The sequence below is a fragment of the Enterovirga rhinocerotis genome (assembly GCF_004363955.1).
Lineage (GTDB): Bacteria > Pseudomonadota > Alphaproteobacteria > Rhizobiales > Beijerinckiaceae > Enterovirga > Enterovirga rhinocerotis.
On record NZ_SNZR01000015.1, the window covers coordinates 268,792 to 285,488 of the forward strand.

General features: G+C 69.8%; 20 protein-coding genes. 5 read left to right on the forward strand and 15 right to left on the reverse strand.

The annotated features are described in order from the left end of the window. Positions 1-147: 147 nt before the first annotated feature. The 5 genes from EV668_RS20210 to EV668_RS20230 form a co-directional block, all read right to left on the reverse strand. Positions 148-894, reverse strand: coding sequence for an SDR family oxidoreductase (locus tag EV668_RS20210; protein ID WP_133773506.1), 747 nt, complete (start codon positions 892-894; stop codon positions 148-150). Between the two features lie 28 nt (positions 895-922). Then, complete coding sequence (locus tag EV668_RS20215; protein WP_133773508.1) at positions 923-2,071, reverse strand: GNAT family N-acetyltransferase; 1,149 nt, start codon at positions 2,069-2,071, stop codon at positions 923-925. Between the two features lie 29 nt (positions 2,072-2,100). After that, positions 2,101-2,994, reverse strand: coding sequence for an isocitrate lyase/PEP mutase family protein (locus EV668_RS20220; RefSeq protein ID WP_133773510.1), 894 nt, complete (start codon positions 2,992-2,994; stop codon positions 2,101-2,103). 114 nt (positions 2,995-3,108) lie between these two features. Beyond that, positions 3,109-3,462: a YdeI/OmpD-associated family protein gene (locus EV668_RS20225; protein ID WP_133773512.1), complete on the reverse strand. Its 354-nt coding sequence runs from the start codon at positions 3,460-3,462 to the stop codon at positions 3,109-3,111. Positions 3,463-3,468: 6 nt separating this feature from the next. Beyond that, complete coding sequence (locus tag EV668_RS20230) at positions 3,469-3,891, reverse strand: VOC family protein (protein ID WP_133773514.1); 423 nt, start codon at positions 3,889-3,891, stop codon at positions 3,469-3,471. A gap of 75 nt (positions 3,892-3,966) precedes the next feature. On the opposite strand from EV668_RS20230, the gene EV668_RS20235 reads away from it, so the two are divergent. Beyond that, positions 3,967-4,656 carry a helix-turn-helix transcriptional regulator gene (locus tag EV668_RS20235; RefSeq protein ID WP_133773516.1) on the forward strand — a complete coding sequence of 230 codons (690 nt, stop codon included), beginning with the start codon at positions 3,967-3,969 and terminating at the stop codon, positions 4,654-4,656. 21 nt (positions 4,657-4,677) lie between these two features. On the opposite strand, the gene EV668_RS20240 is transcribed toward EV668_RS20235, so the two are convergent. From EV668_RS20240 to EV668_RS20250, 3 genes are read right to left on the reverse strand one after another with little or no spacing between them, the layout of a single operon-like run. After that, on the reverse strand, positions 4,678-5,955 hold the full coding sequence (locus EV668_RS20240; RefSeq protein WP_133773518.1) for a hypothetical protein: 1,278 nt from the start codon (positions 5,953-5,955) through the stop codon (positions 4,678-4,680). Positions 5,956-5,994: 39 nt separating this feature from the next. Next, the gene (gene ybgC / locus EV668_RS20245; protein ID WP_133773520.1) at positions 5,995-6,459 is read right to left on the reverse strand and encodes a tol-pal system-associated acyl-CoA thioesterase; all 465 of its coding nucleotides are present in this window, start codon (positions 6,457-6,459) and stop codon (positions 5,995-5,997) included. A gap of 9 nt (positions 6,460-6,468) precedes the next feature. Continuing rightward, on the reverse strand, positions 6,469-7,431 hold the full coding sequence (locus tag EV668_RS20250) for a metallophosphoesterase (protein ID WP_133773522.1): 963 nt from the start codon (positions 7,429-7,431) through the stop codon (positions 6,469-6,471). A 212-nt stretch (positions 7,432-7,643) separates the two neighbouring features. Here EV668_RS20250 and EV668_RS20255 point away from each other — a divergent pair, with 212 nt between their 5' ends. Together EV668_RS20255 and EV668_RS20260 are read left to right on the forward strand one after the other, a co-directional pair. Then, the gene (locus EV668_RS20255) at positions 7,644-7,889 is read left to right on the forward strand and encodes a type II toxin-antitoxin system ParD family antitoxin (protein WP_133773524.1); all 246 of its coding nucleotides are present in this window, start codon (positions 7,644-7,646) and stop codon (positions 7,887-7,889) included. A gap of 5 nt (positions 7,890-7,894) precedes the next feature. Further along, positions 7,895-8,194, forward strand: a complete 300-nt coding sequence (locus EV668_RS20260; protein WP_133773526.1) for a type II toxin-antitoxin system RelE/ParE family toxin — start codon at positions 7,895-7,897, stop codon at positions 8,192-8,194. Between the two features lie 7 nt (positions 8,195-8,201). On the opposite strand, the gene pal is transcribed toward EV668_RS20260, so the two are convergent. The 3 genes from pal to ruvB form a co-directional block, all read right to left on the reverse strand. After that, entirely contained in the window at positions 8,202-8,699 is a 498-nt protein-coding gene (gene pal, locus EV668_RS20265) for a peptidoglycan-associated lipoprotein Pal (RefSeq protein WP_133773528.1), read from the reverse strand. 48 nt (positions 8,700-8,747) lie between these two features. Continuing rightward, positions 8,748-9,530: a L,D-transpeptidase gene (locus EV668_RS20270; RefSeq protein ID WP_133773530.1), complete on the reverse strand. Its 783-nt coding sequence runs from the start codon at positions 9,528-9,530 to the stop codon at positions 8,748-8,750. Positions 9,531-9,723: 193 nt separating this feature from the next. Beyond that, positions 9,724-10,776, reverse strand: coding sequence for a Holliday junction branch migration DNA helicase RuvB (ruvB, locus tag EV668_RS20275; protein WP_133773531.1), 1,053 nt, complete (start codon positions 10,774-10,776; stop codon positions 9,724-9,726). Between the two features lie 141 nt (positions 10,777-10,917). Here ruvB and EV668_RS20280 point away from each other — a divergent pair, with 141 nt between their 5' ends. Further along, the gene (locus tag EV668_RS20280) at positions 10,918-11,451 is read left to right on the forward strand and encodes a L,D-transpeptidase family protein (RefSeq protein ID WP_133773533.1); all 534 of its coding nucleotides are present in this window, start codon (positions 10,918-10,920) and stop codon (positions 11,449-11,451) included. A 269-nt stretch (positions 11,452-11,720) separates the two neighbouring features. On the opposite strand, the gene rpmE is transcribed toward EV668_RS20280, so the two are convergent. Further along, on the reverse strand, positions 11,721-11,996 hold the full coding sequence (rpmE, locus tag EV668_RS20285; RefSeq protein WP_133773535.1) for a 50S ribosomal protein L31: 276 nt from the start codon (positions 11,994-11,996) through the stop codon (positions 11,721-11,723). Between the two features lie 207 nt (positions 11,997-12,203). Between rpmE and EV668_RS20290 the strand changes: the two genes are divergently transcribed. After that, entirely contained in the window at positions 12,204-13,994 is a 1,791-nt protein-coding gene (locus EV668_RS20290; protein WP_133773537.1) for an ABC transporter transmembrane domain-containing protein, read from the forward strand. 205 nt (positions 13,995-14,199) lie between these two features. Here the strand turns inward: EV668_RS20290 and grxD are convergent, their stop codons facing one another. The 3 genes from grxD to EV668_RS20305 all read right to left on the reverse strand — a co-directional run bounded on the left by grxD (position 14,200) and on the right by EV668_RS20305 (position 16,569). Then, on the reverse strand, positions 14,200-14,538 hold the full coding sequence (grxD, locus tag EV668_RS20295) for a Grx4 family monothiol glutaredoxin (RefSeq protein ID WP_133773539.1): 339 nt from the start codon (positions 14,536-14,538) through the stop codon (positions 14,200-14,202). Positions 14,539-14,618: 80 nt separating this feature from the next. Continuing rightward, a complete protein-coding gene (gene panB, locus EV668_RS20300) occupies positions 14,619-15,443 on the reverse strand; it encodes a 3-methyl-2-oxobutanoate hydroxymethyltransferase (RefSeq protein WP_133773541.1) in 825 nt (274 codons plus the stop codon). Between the two features lie 112 nt (positions 15,444-15,555). Continuing rightward, positions 15,556-16,569, reverse strand: a complete 1,014-nt coding sequence (locus tag EV668_RS20305; RefSeq protein ID WP_133773543.1) for a 1-aminocyclopropane-1-carboxylate deaminase — start codon at positions 16,567-16,569, stop codon at positions 15,556-15,558. Between the last annotated feature and the right edge of the window lie 128 nt (positions 16,570-16,697).

Below are 16,697 nucleotides of genomic sequence, written 5' to 3' on the forward strand. Positions count from 1 at the left end.
CCTTGCGGGAGAAGGTGGCCTTCGCGTGAGCGAGGGTCGGATGAGGGGTGGAGACTCGCCGTCGACGGGAGGTGTTCCCCCCTCATCCGTCAGCGCTTCGCGCTGCCACCTTCTCCCGCAAGGGGAGAAGGGACCTCGTGCCTCAGCTCAGATCGCCCAGCCGCCGTCGACGAGGAAGATCTGGCCCGTGGTGAAGCGGGATTCGTCGCCCGCGAGGTAGACGGCCATCGCGGCGATCTCCTGCGGGGTGCCGAGGCGGCCCATCGGCTGGCGGTCGATGAACATCTGGCGCGTCTCGGCCTCGCTCTTCCCGGTCTCGCGCGCCTGGACGACGATGCGCTGGTCGAGCGAGGGGCTTTCGACGGTTCCGGGGCAGATGGCGTTGCAGCGGATGCCGCGGCGGATGAAGTCGATCGCCATCGCCTTGGTCAGGCCGATCACCGCGGCCTTGGTGGCGCCGTAGACGTAGCGGTTCGCCGCCGCCTTCACCGAGGAGGCGCCCGAGGCGATGTTGATGATCGAGCCGCCGCCGCGATCCAGCATCCCCGGCAGCCAGGCCGAGATCGTCCGGTGCATCGACTTGACGTTCAGGTCGAAAGAGAAGTCCCAGTCGCGGTCGGAGGTCTCGAAGATCGTTCCGGCATGGACGTAGCCGGCGGCGTTGGCGAGGATGTCGATCGGCCCGGTCTCGCGTGCCAGCGCCTCGACCTCCTCCGCCTTCAGCACGTCGAGCCGGCGCGCCTGCGCCGCGCCGATCCCCTCCAGCTTGCCGGGGTCGATATCGGTCGCCCAGACCGTCGCGCCCTCGCGGACGAAGGCCTCGGCCATCGCGCGACCGATCCCGGCGGCCGCCGCCGTCACGAGCGCCGTCTTGCCGGCGAGCCGTCCTGCCATCGCGTCTCTCCCTGGTGTTGTCTGTTTCTCAGATCGTCTTCGTCATGTGGACCAGCCGGCGCCCGTCCGGCAGGTCTTCCTCCCGCGTCGTCGCGTAGCCGCGCCGGTGGTACCATTCGATGTTCTTGGTCAGCGGCTTGCCGGTGAAGAGCCGCAGCTCCGAGAGCCCGAGGATGCGGGCCCGCGCCTCCGCGGCGTCGAGGAGGCGGCGGCCGAGGCCGGTATTCTGACGGCCCGGATCGACCGAGACGCTCCAGACCTCGAGGTGGTCCGGCTGCGGGGCGAGGGCTATGGCGCCGGCGAGGCCCTGGGCGTCCTCGGCGAGCCAGGTCTCGTAGCGCGAGACGACCTCCTCGGGCGGCGTCAGGAGCGGCACCGGCTCCATGCCCAGCATCTCCCGGTTCCAGACATAGGCCGCGCGGTGCACGGCGTCGAAGGCGGCGACGTCCTCCCGGCTCGCGCGCCGGAGCGTCGTGCCGGGGATCGAGGTCGCGTTCAGGGCCGAGAGGGCGAGGCGCTGCTTGCCCTCCTCGTCGAAATTCTCCGCAGCGAGCCAGCGCTCGAAGGCGAGCTTCCGCGCCGGCCAATCGTGGTCGAGCATCGCGTACCAGGCGGTGTCGCGGTTTCGGCCCTTGACGATCATGTGCTGCCGGAAGGTGCCCTCATAGGTGAAGCCGAGCCGCAGGGCCGCCCGGCGCGAGGGGGCGTTCAGCGCGTTGCACTTCCATTCGTAGCGGCGGTAGCCGAGCTCGTCGAAGGCGTGGCGCGCCATCAGATACATCGCCTCGGTCGCGCCGACCCCGCGTTGCAGGCGCGGCGTGTAGAGGATGTTGCCGACTTCGATGACCCGGTGCCCGGGCTCGATCCGCATCAGCGTCGCATGGCCGACAGCGTCCCCCGAGGCCTTGTCGAGGATCGTGAACATGAACGGATCGGCGGCCGCGGCGGCCTTATCGAGATAGGCGCGGAAGGAGGCCTCGTCGGGGAAGGGCGGCGGGAAGAGATATTGCCACAGGGCCTCGTGCCCCGCCCCGTGCGAGGCCGCGTAAAGCGGGCCGGCATGGGCGGCGGGATCGACCGGCACGAGGTCGACATGGCGGCCTTCGAGCACGGTGCCCGGCTCCGGCCGGCGGGCGGGCGCCGGATCGACCTCTGGCCCGATGGGAAGCTTCGTCATCGGGTCCGGGACCGCCCAGAGGGACGCATTCATGCAGTGTCTTTCGCTCCGCTTCGTTCGGCGAGGTCGCGCCGGAAGAAGCCATTGATCTCGTCGAACGGGACGGCGCCGGCGAGGTCACCGAATTCGCCGCTCTGCGCGAGGGTCGTCGCGCCACGGATGAAGGCGCCCCAGGCGGCCCTCGCAAGGCCCGAGCCGAGGCTGATCCGCCGGATACCGAGCGCCGCGGCCTCCGCCACCGAGAGGCCGCCCGCGCCGCTCACGAGAAGGTTCACGGGCCTGCCTTCGGCGGCCTCGACGACCGCCCGGATGTCGTCGGGCTTGCGGACCCCAGGGACGTAGAGGACTTCCGCCCCGGCCTCGGCATAGGCGCGGATGCGACGCAACGATTCGGTGAGCGGATCGGAATGGCCGACGAGGAAGCATTCGGCCCGGCCCGTGAGAAGGACGCCGCTGCCGCTCTCGTCGATCGCCGCGCGGGCGGCCCGGATGCGATCCGTCGCGAGGCCGTTCTCGAAGAGCGGTGCGGCGGGGTCCCCCGTCGAATCCTCGATCGAGAGGCCGGCAATTCCCGTCCCGCAGCAGAGCCGGACGCTCTCGGCGACACCCTCGGGATCGCGGGCATAGCCGGATTCGAAATCGGCGTTCACCGGCAGGTCGGTCGCTGCGGCGATCTCGGCGATGTGCCCGAGCATCGCGTCGCGAGGCACCGCCCAGTCGGTATCGGGGAGGCCGCGCCCGAAGGCGAAGCCGGAGGAGGTCGTCGCGAGGGCCGGAAAGCCGAGATGGCTCAGATAGCGGGCGGTTCCGATGTCCCAGGGATTGGGCAGGACGAAGCAGCCGCTCTCGTGCAGGGCGCGGAACGCGGCCACGCGTCGAGCCTGAACGCTCACGCTGCCGTCTCCGCCGCTCGCGTCCGTCATCCCTCTGCCTCCCTTGCGGATCGTCACTCTACAGAGCGGCCCGGGAGCGGCAAGAGCGGTCGCGCGAAGACCGATCCGTGGCGTCGGACCCTCCGGACGCCACGCATCTGGGCGTCAGCTCCGCCAGCGGCCGGTCGAGCGGGCGTGTTCGATCCTGGCCAGTCCCGGCGGATGCATGCGCCCCGAGGCGATGAGCTCTTCGGCCAGGCGGATGTTGCGCTGCGACCAGTTCGAGTTCGGCCGGCGGGGCGTGATCCGCTGGACATAGGATTGGTCATCCCAGGCCCGCTTATGGCTGTCGATCCAGCCCCAGGCGAGACAGGCCAGGACGCAGTCGTTCCAGTCGATCGAGGGGACCCCGCTCGCCTTGCGGAAGATGCGCAGCCAGAGTTCGGCCGCTCCGGAATGATGGGCCTCCAGCCAGCGCTCCAGGTCCAGGATGTCGCGGAAGGCGATGGGTTGGATCACCGCCCGCTATCCGGCCGGCTGGGTCGGAACGTCGAGGACCCAGCTGATGCCAAAGCGATCTTCGAGCATGCCGTACAACCTCGCCCATCCCGAAGCGGCGAGCGGCTGGAGGATGGTGGCGCCGTCGGCGAGCTTCTCCCAATAGCCGGCAATTTCGTCCGTATCCGCGCTGCGGACCGAGATGAAATACGGGATCACGCCGGCATCCCACGGCCTCTGCGACGGGATGTCGGATGCCATCACGGCAAAGCCCGCGTCCGACCTGACCTGCCCCCAGCTCACCAGCTCCGCCTCGGCGGGATCCTGCGTGCCATAGGCCTGCGCGTGGGTCACGATCGCGATCTCTCCGCCGAACACGTCCCGGTAGAACGACAGCGCATCGCGCGCCTGGCCTCGGAAATTGATGTGGGCGACGGTCGCGATGGTCATGTCCCGGGTTCCTGTCGGTGATCTCGAGGCCGGGCTATAGACGCCCTGTCCTGACAGTTTCCGGCAGTTAGAAACATGGCGCGATCCGATCGTCTTTTTCGGCTGCTCCAATTGATGCGGCAGATGCGGCCGCCCGTGACCGCTGCTCGTTTGGCGGAAGCGACGGAGGTGTCGCTGCGCTCGCTCTACCGCGATATCGACAGCCTGCGGGCGGCCGGGGCGCGTATCGAGGGCGAGCGCGGCTACGGCTACCGGCTGGTCGAGGACGGCTCGCTTCCGCCCCAGGCCTTCACGCGGAGCGAGATCGAGGCCATCGTGCTCGGCCTCGGCGAGGTGAGGGCGATGGGAGACCCCGCCATGGTCGCCGCCGCGGAGGCGGTGCTGTCGAAGGTCGCCGCGACGCTACCCGACGATCGCGAGCAGCAGTTGCTGCATGCCATCTCGCATGTCTATCGGCCCCACCGGCGCATGCAGACGTCGCCGTTCCTGGACGTCGTGCGCGACGCGTGCTGGTCCGAACACGCGCTGGACATCGTCTATGCCGACAAGGACGGGACGACGAGCCAGCGCACCGTCCACCCGCTCGCGCTCGTCTACACCGATCGCGCCCTGACCATGCTCGCCTGGTGCTGCCTGCGCGCGGATTACAGGATGTTCCGCTTGGAGCGGCTGCAGCGCGTCGAACGGGGCAGCCACAGCTTCCGGCCGAAACGGGTCGCCCTGTTGCGGGAGTATATCGGGCGGCTTGAAGGTCGGGGCGGATAGTCGCCCCGAAGACGGCGAGGTTTAAAACCGGCTCGGCAGGCTCGTGACCGCGTCGGCGATCGAGTTCGCCGCGTCGCGGAAGTCCCGTCCCGTCGGCACGAAGCGCGGGACCGGGACACCGAGGATCGAGCGATCCTCCGGCTCCTGGGCCTGAGCGGGGCGCTGTTCCGAGGGAGGAGCCGGAACCGGGGCGGGAGCGCGCGTGGCCGCCATCGACCGCTCGGCCGGCCGGGTCGGATTGGCGGCGGCGACGGCGCGCGCTCTCGGCTGCGCGGCGGGGCGCTCGCCCTGCGAGGCCTCTGCCGCGCGTTCGGGCACGACGTCGCGGAAGACGGGGCGCGCCGGCGGGAGGGGCACATCGGCTGCGGCCGAAGCGGTCCTGACAGGAGGAGCCGGCGGAGGGGGAGCGACTTCGACGCTCGGGGCCGCTTGCGGAACCGGGGCCGGGGCGGCGACGACCTCCCGCGGCTCCGGTGCCGGGGCGGTGCCGGGCTCGGATGCCACGACGCCCGGGCGATCGGCGCCCGGTGCAGCCGGCATCGCCGCCGCGGGAGCGGTCTGGCCGGAGCCCGAGAGGTCGATCTTCCGGACGGCCGGGGCGGGGCGTTCGGCAGGCTCGGACGCGGCGGCAAGGGATCGGGGCGCCTCGGCCGGCCGCGATTCGACGGGGCGGGTCGCGTCGACCGGCCTCCGTGCGTCGAGGACAGCCGTCGGCTGGCTAGCCGGCGCCGGCTGTGCGAGTTCGGCGGCGGGAACGGGAGAGGGAAGCAAGGCGGCGCTCGCGACCGTCGAGGCCATGGCCTTCGCGTTGGCGGCATGGGCCTCCGCAGCCGGCGCCATCGGAGATGCGGCGGGGCTGCCGAGGAAGCCCGGCGCGAAAAGGCCGCCCGCCGCCGTCGAGGACGATGGCGGGGCCGAAGCGGGAGCCGCCGGCGCGCTCGCGGTCTTCGACGGCATCAGGGCGGGGACCCCGTCGCGGATGTCCGGCATGTCGGCGATCGGCCCGATGCGGATCGCGCTCGCCTTGCGCGCGGGAGCCTGATCGGCAGTCGCCGACGGTCCAGCGAGAAGGGTGAGATAGCCGGCCGTGGTCCCCGCGAGACAGAGGACGACGGCCGCGCAGGATGCGGGCAGAAGCCAGCCGGCGCGTTGGCGCGTCGCGGGGGACGACGAGGCCGGCTCGGCCGACGCGGTCCGAAGGCGCGTCTTGGGCGCAGCCTTCTGCGTCGGGGACGGCTTGGCCGGCCCGCGCTTCGGCGGGCGCCGGTCGTTGGGATCGAGTGAGACGGTCTGCGACATCACGACAGAATCCTGCCCGGCGAATCAGGCCTCAAGATGTCAGGACGATGGTATCGATCGGGTGTCTTCGAGGCTCGCTTCGTAAGGCGGCAGCGTCTCCGGCGCCTCGGCCGTGAGGCGCAGCCGCAGCGCGTCCGGAATGCGCACGGGCCGTCCGGCCGACAGGGACGCGACGAGCACGCTCGCGGTGATCAGCACCTCCTCGCCCCGCAGGATGCGCTGCTCGATGTCGAGCGTCGCGCCGCGGACCTCCGTGGTCCGGGTCTCGACGGTCAGGACGTCGTCCATCCGGGCGGGCCGCAGATAGTCGATCGTCAGGCGCCGAACGGCGAAGAAGAGGCCCTGGCCCTCGGCGTGGAGCATCGACTGGTCGACGCCGGCCGCGCGCAGAATCTCGGTGCGCCCGCGCTCGAGGAAGCGCAGGTAGCTCGCGTGGTAGACGACGCCGGAGAAGTCGGTGTCCTCGTAATAGACACGGATGGACAGGCGGTGGGTGAAGCTCATTCCGGCCTTCTACACCGCCGCGTCGCCGCGATGAACCGGGGCCTTCGGGCCGATCTCGACGAGGGTGATCTCCGGCGGCACGCCGAAGCGGACGGGGATGAGGCTGTAGCCGAGCCCGCCCGAGACCACGAGATCGGTATGCTCGCGGATATGGCCCCAGGCGTAGCGCCGCGGCGAGGGCACGATCGGCGAATAGCCGAAGAGCCTCACCTGCCCGCCATGGGTATGGCCGCTGAGGGTGAGCGCGATCCGGCGCGGCACGCGCGGGAAGATGTCGGGCTCGTGGGCGAGGAGGATGGCGGGCGCGCCGTCGGGAATCGGCGCGAGGGTCGCGGCGAGATCGTCCGCCCCGACGCGGCGCCGCCAGCCGCGCGCCCGGGCCGGCCCGAAGGCGAGCTGGTCCCCGAGCCCGGCGAGCCAGATCGTCCCCTGCGGCGTCTCGAGCGGCAGGGCTTCGTTATGAAGGACGCTGATTCCGGCGGCCTGCATGGCGCGCCCGGCGATCGGCATCGCGCCCGTGCGCTGGGCGGTCCTGTCCTCCCACCAATCGTGGTTGCCGAGCACGGCATGGACGCCCAGCGGCGCCTTGAGGCCGCCGAGCGCCGGCGCCCATTCGGCTGCCGGCACGAAACGCGAGACGATCCGGCTTCCGGCGACGTAATCGCCGAGCAGCACGACGAGATCCGGCGCGAGCGCATTGGTCCGCTCGACGATCCGCCGCACGCGATCGACGCTCATATAGGGCTCGCTGACATGGATGTCCGAGAGCGCCGCGATGCGCAGCCGCAGGCCCGCCGGCCATGGGGCCGCCCCCGCGATCGGCTCGATCGCGTGCCGTGCGACCGTCGTCAGCATCGGCTCGATGCCGAAACCCCAGGCGGCCCCTGCGGCCCCGGAGGCGATCGCGACGCCGGCGGCCCGCAGAAGGCCTCGGCGGCTGATGAGGCGAGGGGAGGGGCGTCTGGCGGTCATGGCAGGTGGATCATGACGGGCCGGCATGGAGAGAGAATGGCCGTATCGTGCAGAAGCTCAGCAGGTTTCGCGGGATTTCGAGTGAGATGGCGCCCGCTTCTCCCCTTGCGGGAGATGTTGCGCCGCGCGTCGACGGCGCCGCTCGACGTCCTTCGGCCGGTGTTCGATTGTGCTAAGACGTTGCCATCGATCGGTGACGAAGGAGTGCGGTCATGGCCAAGACCACGTCCATCGTGCTCGACGGGCATTTCGCCGGCTTTGTCGACGCGCAGGTGAACGAGGGGCGCTACAGCGACGTCAGCGACGTCGTTCGCGCGGGCCTGCATCTGCTCGAAGAGCACGAAGCGAAGGTCAAGGCCTTGCGGGCGGCCCTCGTCGCGGGTGAGGAATCCGGCGAGCCACGCCCCTTCGACAACGCGGCCTTCCTGAAGCGGATGCGGGACGATCGGGCCGGCTGACCGAGATGCCGGCTGCCGTCTACAGGCTCTCGCCGCTCGCGGAAGCCGACCTCGAAGACATCTGGCGCTACACAGAGCGCACCTGGTCGGTACAGCAGGCGGAGCGGTATCACGCCGGGATCATCGCAGCCTTGGAAGCGCTTGCGGCAGGAGAGACGTTCGGGCGTCCGGCGAATATTCGTCCCGGCTATCTTACATGCAGCGTCGGTTCGCACACGGTCTATTTCCGCAGCGTGCGAGACGGGATCGCGGTCGTCCGCATCCTGCATCGGCGCATGGACGTGTCTCGGCACCTCCCCGGGTGACAGGCGCTCAGAATCCCGCGCCCGGCTGTTCCAGCACCGTGACGGCACGGCGGTTCTGGGACCAGCAGGAGATGTCGTTGCAGGTCGCGACCGGCCTTTCCTTTCCGTAGGAGATGGTGCGCAGGCGCCGCGAGGAGACCCCGCGCGAGACGAGATAGTCGTTCACGGCCTGGGCGCGGCGGGCGCCGAGGGAATAGTTGTATTCGCGCGTGCCGCGCTCGTCGGCATGGCCCTCGATGGCGACGAGATGGTTCGGATAGCGCTGCAGCCAGGCCGCCTGGCTGTCGAGGGTCTGGATCGCGCTCGAGGTGAAGTCCGAGGAATCGGTCTCGAAGAAGACGCGATCGCCCACATTGACCGCGAAGTCGCGGGCGCTGCCCGGGGAAGCGGCTCCCCTGTTCTGATCCGCCAGTTGGTCCTTGGCGCAGGCGCCGAGCGCGAGCATCGTGACGGCGAGGAGGGAGAGGCGGCGGGTGGTCGTCGCAATCGACGTCGAATCCGTCATGGGATCGCTCCGTGAAACGATGCGGGGCAACGCTTGGCCCCGACAGAATCAGAGATGCTCGTTCGGCACGAAGTCGCCGGCGGCGACCTCCATCGGGGGCTCGGGCATGATGGAATCGGCGGGCGACAGGACGACGACCTTCGCCCCCACCGGCACGCGCTGATACAGGTGGATGATGTCCTGGTTGAACATCCGGATGCAGCCCGAGGAGACCGCGAGGCCGATCGTATCGGGCTCGTTCGTGCCGTGGATCCGATACAGCGTGTCGCGGTCGCCCTGGTAGAGGTAGAGCGCACGGGCGCCGAGCGGGTTCGACAGGCCCGCGGCCATGCCGCCGCGCCAGGGACCGTTCCGCTCCGGTTCCCGCGCGATCATGGCGGCCGTCGGCGTCCAGCGGGGCCATTCGGCCTTCCGCCCCACCCGCGCCCGGCCCGCCCAGGAGAGCCCGGCCTTGCCGACGCCGATGCCGTACCGGATGGCCCTCCCTCCCTCCTGCACGAGATAGAGATGGCGGCTCCCGGTATCGACGACGACCGTTCCGGGCTCCTCGGCCCGCGGATAGGCGACCTCCTGGCGGAGATAATCCGGATCCAGATGGGAGACGTCGGTCGCGGGGATGGCGAAGCGCTCGTCCGGCCGCGCGTCGTAGAGGGGCGCGAAGGCGGCGTTGCGGATCACCGGCGGCGGAACCTCGCGATCGACGCCCGCATGGATGCAGCCGCTCACGGTCAAGGCCAACAGCAAGGACGCAGCCACGCGAAGCGCGGAACGCCGGCCGGACGGGGCAGAATAGGGTGCGTCTGGACGCGTCCGAAAAAAGACAGAAAACATGCTCTTCTGATCGTCATCTGGGCCGGATCGTCCGGCTTGTTCGATCTTGCTTTAGATCGGACGAGGAGAAGAAAAACGTGCGGGTGGACACACTGATCAGGACCTTGCGCGGAGGGTCCGTTCTGGCCGGTGCGTCTGTTTCATCTTTGCCACGGGTAAACCCCGCGGCGCGAGCGACCGTGGTGGCGGCGCCTCAATCGTCCGCGTCGGCGTTGAACAGGCCGAACTGCACGGACGGATCGCGCTTCGGCTCGGCGAGGCCGAGATGGCGGAAGGCGTGCGAGGTGAGGACGCGACCGCGCGGCGTGCGGGCGAGGAGGCCGCGCTGGATCAGGAAGGGCTCGATGATCTCCTCGAGCGCGTCGCGCGGCTCCGAGAGGGCGGCGGCGATGGTTTCGATCCCGACCGGGCCGCCCCCGTAATGCTGGGCGATGACCATGAGGTACTTGCGGTCCATCAGGTCGAGCCCGATCGGGTCGACGTCGAGCAGCCGCAGCGAGCGGTCCGCGAGGGCGCGGGAGACCGTCTCGACCCCGTCGACGAGGGCGAAGTCGCGCACGCGCCGGAGCAGCCGCCCGGCGATGCGCGGCGTCCCCCGGGAGCGCTTCGCGATCTCGTTTGCACCTTCGTCCGACATGCCGATGCCGAGCACGCGCGCCCCGCGCTTGACGATGAGTTCGAGCTCGTCCGTGTCGTAGAATTCGAGCCGGATCGGGATGCCGAAACGGTCGCGGAGCGGCGTGGTGAGAAGTCCGGCCCGCGTCGTCGCGCCGACGAGGGTGAAGGCCGGCAGATCGATCTTGACCGAGCGCGCCGCCGGTCCCTCGCCGATCACGAGGTCGAGCTGGCGATCCTCCATGGCCGGGTAGAGGATCTCCTCCACGGCGGGGTTCAGCCGGTGGATCTCGTCGATGAAGAGGACGTCGCGCTCGTCGAGATTGGTGAGCTGGGCCGCGAGGTCTCCGGCCTTGGCGATGACGGGGCCCGAGGTCGAGCGGAAATTGACGCCGAGCTCGCGCGCGACGATCTGCGCGAGCGTCGTCTTGCCGAGGCCGGGCGGCCCGACGAACAGCACGTGGTCGAGCGCGTCGCCGCGCGTCCGCGCCGCCTCGATGAAGACCTGAAGATTGGCGCGGGCCGCCCGCTGGCCCACGAATTCTGCGAGCGACAGCGGCCGCAAGGACGAATCGGGATCGCTCTCGCGCCGCTCGGGCGACACGAGGCTGGTCTTCGGGGCGGGGGGCATGACCCGTGTCTAAGGGGAGACGGGGCCCGTGTCACGGCCGCACTTGATCGGCCCGGGGGCGATCCTGGTCTCGGCGGGCGCCATCGAACCTTAAGGCCGGTCTGCTAACGGGGATGCACGCACGAAAGGAGCGCGATGCGCATGCGCCGATCGGGATGGCTCGCTGCCGGCTGCCTCGTCCTGTCCCTGGCCGGTCTCGCGATCGGCTACCACGTCGCGGGCCCGGATACGCCGCCGCTATCGGCTGCCGTGAGGGCCGACGCGATCCTGATCGAGAAGGCGGCGCATCGCATGGCCTTGCTCAAGGGCGGACAGACGATCGCGGTCTACCGCGTTTCGCTCGGGCGGGGCGGCTCGGCGCCGAAGCGGCGCGAGGGCGACCATCTGGTGCCGGAGGGAGCCTACCGGATCGAGACGCGCAATCCGCGGAGCGCCTATCACCTGTCGCTGAAGATCAGCTATCCGTCCGCCGAGGACGGGGCGGCCGCTGCGGCGCGCGGGGAGCCGCCCGGCAGCAACATCATGATCCACGGCATCCGGAACGGTTTCGGCTGGCTCGGCCGCCTGCACCGTCTGGTCGACTGGACGGCGGGCTGCATCGCGGTGACGGATGCCGAGATGGAGTCCATCTGGCGGGCCGTGCCCGACGGCACGCCGGTCGAGATTCGGGCCTGACGGCCGAGGTCGACGACAGGAAGCGCTCCGCCGCCCGGAGGCTGGTCTTCGGGGCGGGGTCGGGTTTCCGATGCGCGTTCTTCGAGGCGCGCCGCTGCGCGGCGCTCTCCACCGACACCACCTCTCCCCTTGCGGGAGAGGTCGAGCGACGCGAAGCGTCGACCGGGTGAGGGGCATGCCCCCACAGCGGTGCCGAACATGCACCCCTCATCCGGTTGCGCTGGCGCGCAACTCGACTTCTCCCGCAGGGGGAGAAGCGGGGCGTCGGCTTACTTCTTGCCGAAGTTCATGTTGCCGAAGCGGGAATTGAAGCGCGAGACGCGTCCGCCGCGGTCGAGGAGCTGCTGGTGGCCGCCGGTCCAGGCCGGGTGGGTGTTCGGATCGATGTCGAGGTTGAGGACGTCGCCGGCCTTGCCCATCGTCGAGCGCGTCGCGAACTCGGAGCCGTCCGTCATGACGACCCGGATGAAATGGTAGTCGGGGTGGACCGTCGGGCCCTTTTCGCGCTTCTCGACCTTTACGGCCTTCTGGTTCTGCTCGGCCATCGTGGCTCACTCCGCGGCATACGGCTCGCCAGCGAATGCGCCGGGAAGCTCCGCACCGTCTATCGGGGGTTGGGGAAACTTGGGTTTGATGAAGGCGGCGCTATAACGCACGCGCCTGGGAGTGACAAGCAAATCGCGCCGACGCACTTGCGGGCCCGGTCTGTCGGTTCGTCGCAGCCGGCACCATCCTTCCGAACGCCGAGTGACATGTCGTCTCCGCCACCCGATCGCCGCCGTCCTTCCCTCAAGGCCCTGAAGCCGCTCATTCCCTACGGTCTCGCCTACAAGGGCCGGATCGCGGCCGCGATCGTCGCCCTCGCCGCTGCGGCGGCCGCGACCCTCGCGCTTCCGATCGCGGCACGCCGGGTGATCGATCACGGCTTCTCCGACGGCGACGGGCAGATCATCGACGCCTATTTCGCGGTGCTGATCTGCGTCGTCGCGGCGATCGCGGTGGCGAGCGCGCTGCGCTTCTATCTCGTCGTCACGCTCGGCGAGCGGATCGTGACCGACATCCGCAGCGCCATCTTCCGGCGCCTGACGATGCTCGACCCCGCCTTCTTCGACGCGGCCCGCTCGGGCGATCTCCTGTCGCGCCTCACGGCGGATACGACGCAGGTGAAATCCGCCTTCGGCGTCTCGATTTCGATGGCGCTGCGGAACATCGCGCTCTTCCTCGGTGCCCTCGGCATGATGATCGTGACGAGCCCGAAGCTGTCCGCTCTCGTCATCCTCGCCATTCCGCTGATCGTGCTGCCGCTGGTCCTGTCGGGCCGCGCGGTGCAGCGCCGTGCCCGGGCCGCGCAGGACAGGCTCGCGGACGCGACCGCCTATGCGAACGAGGCGGTCGGTGCGGTCCGCACCATGCAGGCCTTCGGCACCGAGCGGATGACAGCCGATCGCTTCGCGGCGGCGGCGGAAGCCGCCTTCGTCTCGGCACGTGGCGCGAGCCGGACGCGGGCCTATCTCACGGGCGCGGTGATCTTCCTCGTCTCGGCGAGCGTCGTCGGCATCCTCTGGTGGGGCGCCCAGGACGTGCTCGCCGGCCAGATGAGCGCGGGCCGGCTCTCGCAATTCGTGCTCTATGCGGTCTTCGCGGCGAGCGCGCTCGGGCAATTGTCGGAGGTCTATGGCGAACTCGCCGCCGCCTCCGGCGCGGCCGAACGGCTCGGCGAGATCCTCGACGCCCATCCGGCCATCACGGCGCCGGCCCGCCCCCTGACGCTGCCCGAGCCTCCGCTCGGCACGCTCGCCTTCGAGGACGTGCGCTTCGCCTATCCGAGCCGTGAGGCCCAGTCGCTGCGCGGCGTGTCCTTCTGCGTGCGTGCGGGCGAGCGCGTGGCGCTGGTGGGGCCGTCCGGAGCCGGCAAGAGCACGGTGTTCCAGCTCCTGCTGCGCTTCTACGACCCCCAGGCGGGCCGCGTGCTCGTCGACGGCATGGCGCTTCCCTCCCTCGATCCGGCCGCCCTCCGGCAGCGCATGGCGCTCGTGCCGCAGGAACCGACGATCTTCATGGGCTCGGTCCTCGACAACATCCGCTATGGCCGGCCGGACGCGACGCTCGCCGAGGTCGAGCGGGCGGCGGAGGCGGCGGCCGCGGCGGATTTCATCGCGGGCCTGCCCGAGGGCTACGAGACCCGGATCGGCGAGCGCGGCGTGACCCTCTCCGGCGGCCAGCGCCAGCGCATCGCCATCGCCCGCGCGGTGCTCAAGGACGCGCCGATCCTGCTTCTGGACGAGGCGACCTCCGCGCTCGATGCCGAGAGCGAGCGGGCGGTCCAGACGGCGCTCGAGCGCCTGATGGCGGGGCGGACCAGTCTCGTCATCGCCCACCGTCTCGCGACCGTGCGCGACGCCGACCGGATCCTCGTCATGGAGGACGGCATGATCGTGGAAGAGGGCCCGCACGAGGCGCTCATCCGCCGCGACGGCCTCTATGCCCGGCTGGCGGCGCTCCAGTTCGACGAGCCGGAGCCGCGGCTGGCCGTGGTGTCGTAGGGCGGCTTCTCTCCTTGCGGGAGAAGATCTCGACGCGGTCGCTGTGCCGCGTGGAGCCGGTGCGTCGGGGCCCGCTTGGAAACTCGTCTCGTCCTCATGCTGAGGTGCCGGCCGAAGGCCGGCCTCGAAGCACGCGCAACGCTGTGCGTCCTTCGAGGCTCGGCTTTGCCGAGCACCTCAGGATGAGGATGGTTGGCAGTCAGCCTCAGGCCGCGGGCTTGGTGACCGGCAGGCCCTTCTCGGCGAGGAGCTGCTGCAGCTCGCCCGACTGGAACATCTCACGCGTGATGTCGCAGCCGCCGACGAACTCGCCCTTCACGTAGAGCTGGGGGATCGTCGGCCAGTTGGAATATTCCTTGATGCCGTTGCGGATGCCCTCGTCGTCGAGGACGTTCACGCCCTTATACGGGACGCCGACATAGTTCAGGATCTGGACGACCTGGCCCGAGAAGCCGCACATCGGGAATTGCGGCGTGCCCTTCATGAAAAGGACGACGTCGTTCGACTTCACTTCGTTGTCGATCTGGGCGTGGGCATCGGACATCGTGAGGGCTCCGTTCGAGCAAGCGCGTTGAGCGTATATGCGCCCGTGCCGGGCGCGATTTCAAGGCCGGCGGGGCGAAGTCAGCGCAAGGCCTCGGCGAGCGCGGCCTCGTCCATCTTCACGCTTTGGGCGGCGGTGGGGAAAGCCTCGGCCTCCACCTCTTCGCGATAGCTGCGCAGGGCCTCCTCGATGAGGGCGCCGACCTTCGCGTAGGGCTTGGCGTGGCGCGGCGGCTTCGACTCGAAGAGCCCGAGGAGGTCGTGCCAGACCTGGACCTGGCCGTCGCAGCCGAGACCGGCGCCGATGCCGATGGTCGGGATGCCGAGCCGGGCCGTGATCTCCGCCGCTAGCGGAGCGGGCACGAGTTCGAGCACGACCGAGAAGGCACCGGCCTCCTGGAGCAGCAGAGCGTCGTCGAGCATGCGCCGCGCCGCGGAAGCCTCCTTGCCCTGCGCGCGGATGCCGATCTGGTGCTGTGCCTGGGGGGTGAAGCCGAGATGGCCCATCACCGGCACGCCGAAGGCGACGAGATGGCGCACGATCGGCGCGACGGCGGCGCCGCCTTCGAGCTTCACCGCATGCGCTCCCCCGTCCTGCATGATCCGCCGCGCCGCCGCGACGGCGCTCTCCGGGTCGGAATAGGTGAGGAAGGGAAGGTCCGCGACGATGAGCGCGTCCGTCCCCGCCCGCACCACCGCTGCCGTGTGGCGCACGATGTCCTCGACCGTGACGGGAAGCGTCGTGCCGTGCCCGTGGACGACCATCCCCATCGAATCGCCGACGAGGATCATCGGGATGCCGGCCCGGCCGACGAGAAGTGCGGAGGGGTAATCGTACGCCGTGACCATGGCGACGCGCTCGCCCGCCTGCTTGCGCCGCTGAAGGTCCTGGATGGTGAAGGGCATCGCTTCCTCGTTATGATCGATGCCCGTTTCGCCGCTGCCTCTTTGCAAGGCAAGCCCGATCGCGGCGCGTCGGGCCTGCCGGCATCCCGATTCGGCGGCGTCGCCGCCCGCGTCAGCCGTTGCGGAAGGCGTAGCCGTAGCCGTTGAGGGCGGGCGCGCCGCCGAGATGGGCGTAGAGGACCTTCGAGCCGGCGGGGAAGTAGCCCTTCTGCACGAGGTCGATCATGCCCTGCATGGATTTCCCCTCGTAGACGGGGTCCGTGATCATGCCTTCGAGGCGGGCGCAGAGGCGGATCGCCTCCTTGGTCTCCTCGGACGGCACGCCATAGGCCGGATAGGCGTAGTCCTCGACGAGGACGACATCGTCTTCCACGAGATCGCGGCCGAGCTCGACGAGCTTCGCCGTGTTCTGCGCGATCGAAAGCACCTGCGCCTTCGTCTGGGCCGGCGTGAAGGAGCCGTCGATGCCGATGACACGACGCTCGCGCCCATCCGCGGCGAAGCCGACGAGCATGCCGGCATGGGTCGAGCCGGTCACGGTGCAGACGACGATGTAGTCGAAGGAAAAGCCGAGTTCCTTCTCCTGCGCCCGCACCTCCTCGGCGAAGCCGACATAGCCGAGGCCGCCGAACTTGTGCACCGAGGCGCCGGCCGGGATCGCGTAGGGCTTGCCGCCCTGCGCCTTCACTTCGGCGATCGCGTCCTCCCAGCTCTTGCGGATGCCGATGTCGAAGCCCTCGTCGACGAGGCGCACATCGGCGCCCATGATGCGGCTGAGCTGGATGTTGCCGACGCGGTCGTAGACGGCGTCCTCGTGCGGCACCCAGGCCTCCTGCACGAGCCGGCACTTCATGCCGATCTTGGCCGCGACGGCCGCCACCATGCGGGTATGGTTCGACTGCACGCCACCGATCGAGACGAGCGTGTCGGCGTTCGAGGCGATGGCGTCGGGGACGATGTATTCGAGCTTACGCAGCTTGTTGCCGCCATAGGCGAGGCCCGAATTGCAATCCTCGCGCTTGGCGTAGATCTCGACACCGCCGCCGAGATGCTCGCCCAGCCGCGACAGCTTCTCGATCGGGGTCGGCCCGAAGGTCAGCGGGTAGCGCTCGAATTTCGACAGCATGACGGCCTCGGTTTCGCGATTGACGACAGCGCCGAACCTATCAGGATGCCGATGAAAGGTGCTTTCTAAGATGCGCACGACGCTGGACGATGGCGAAGGCATCCAGGATAAAGATATCCCATTCGTCT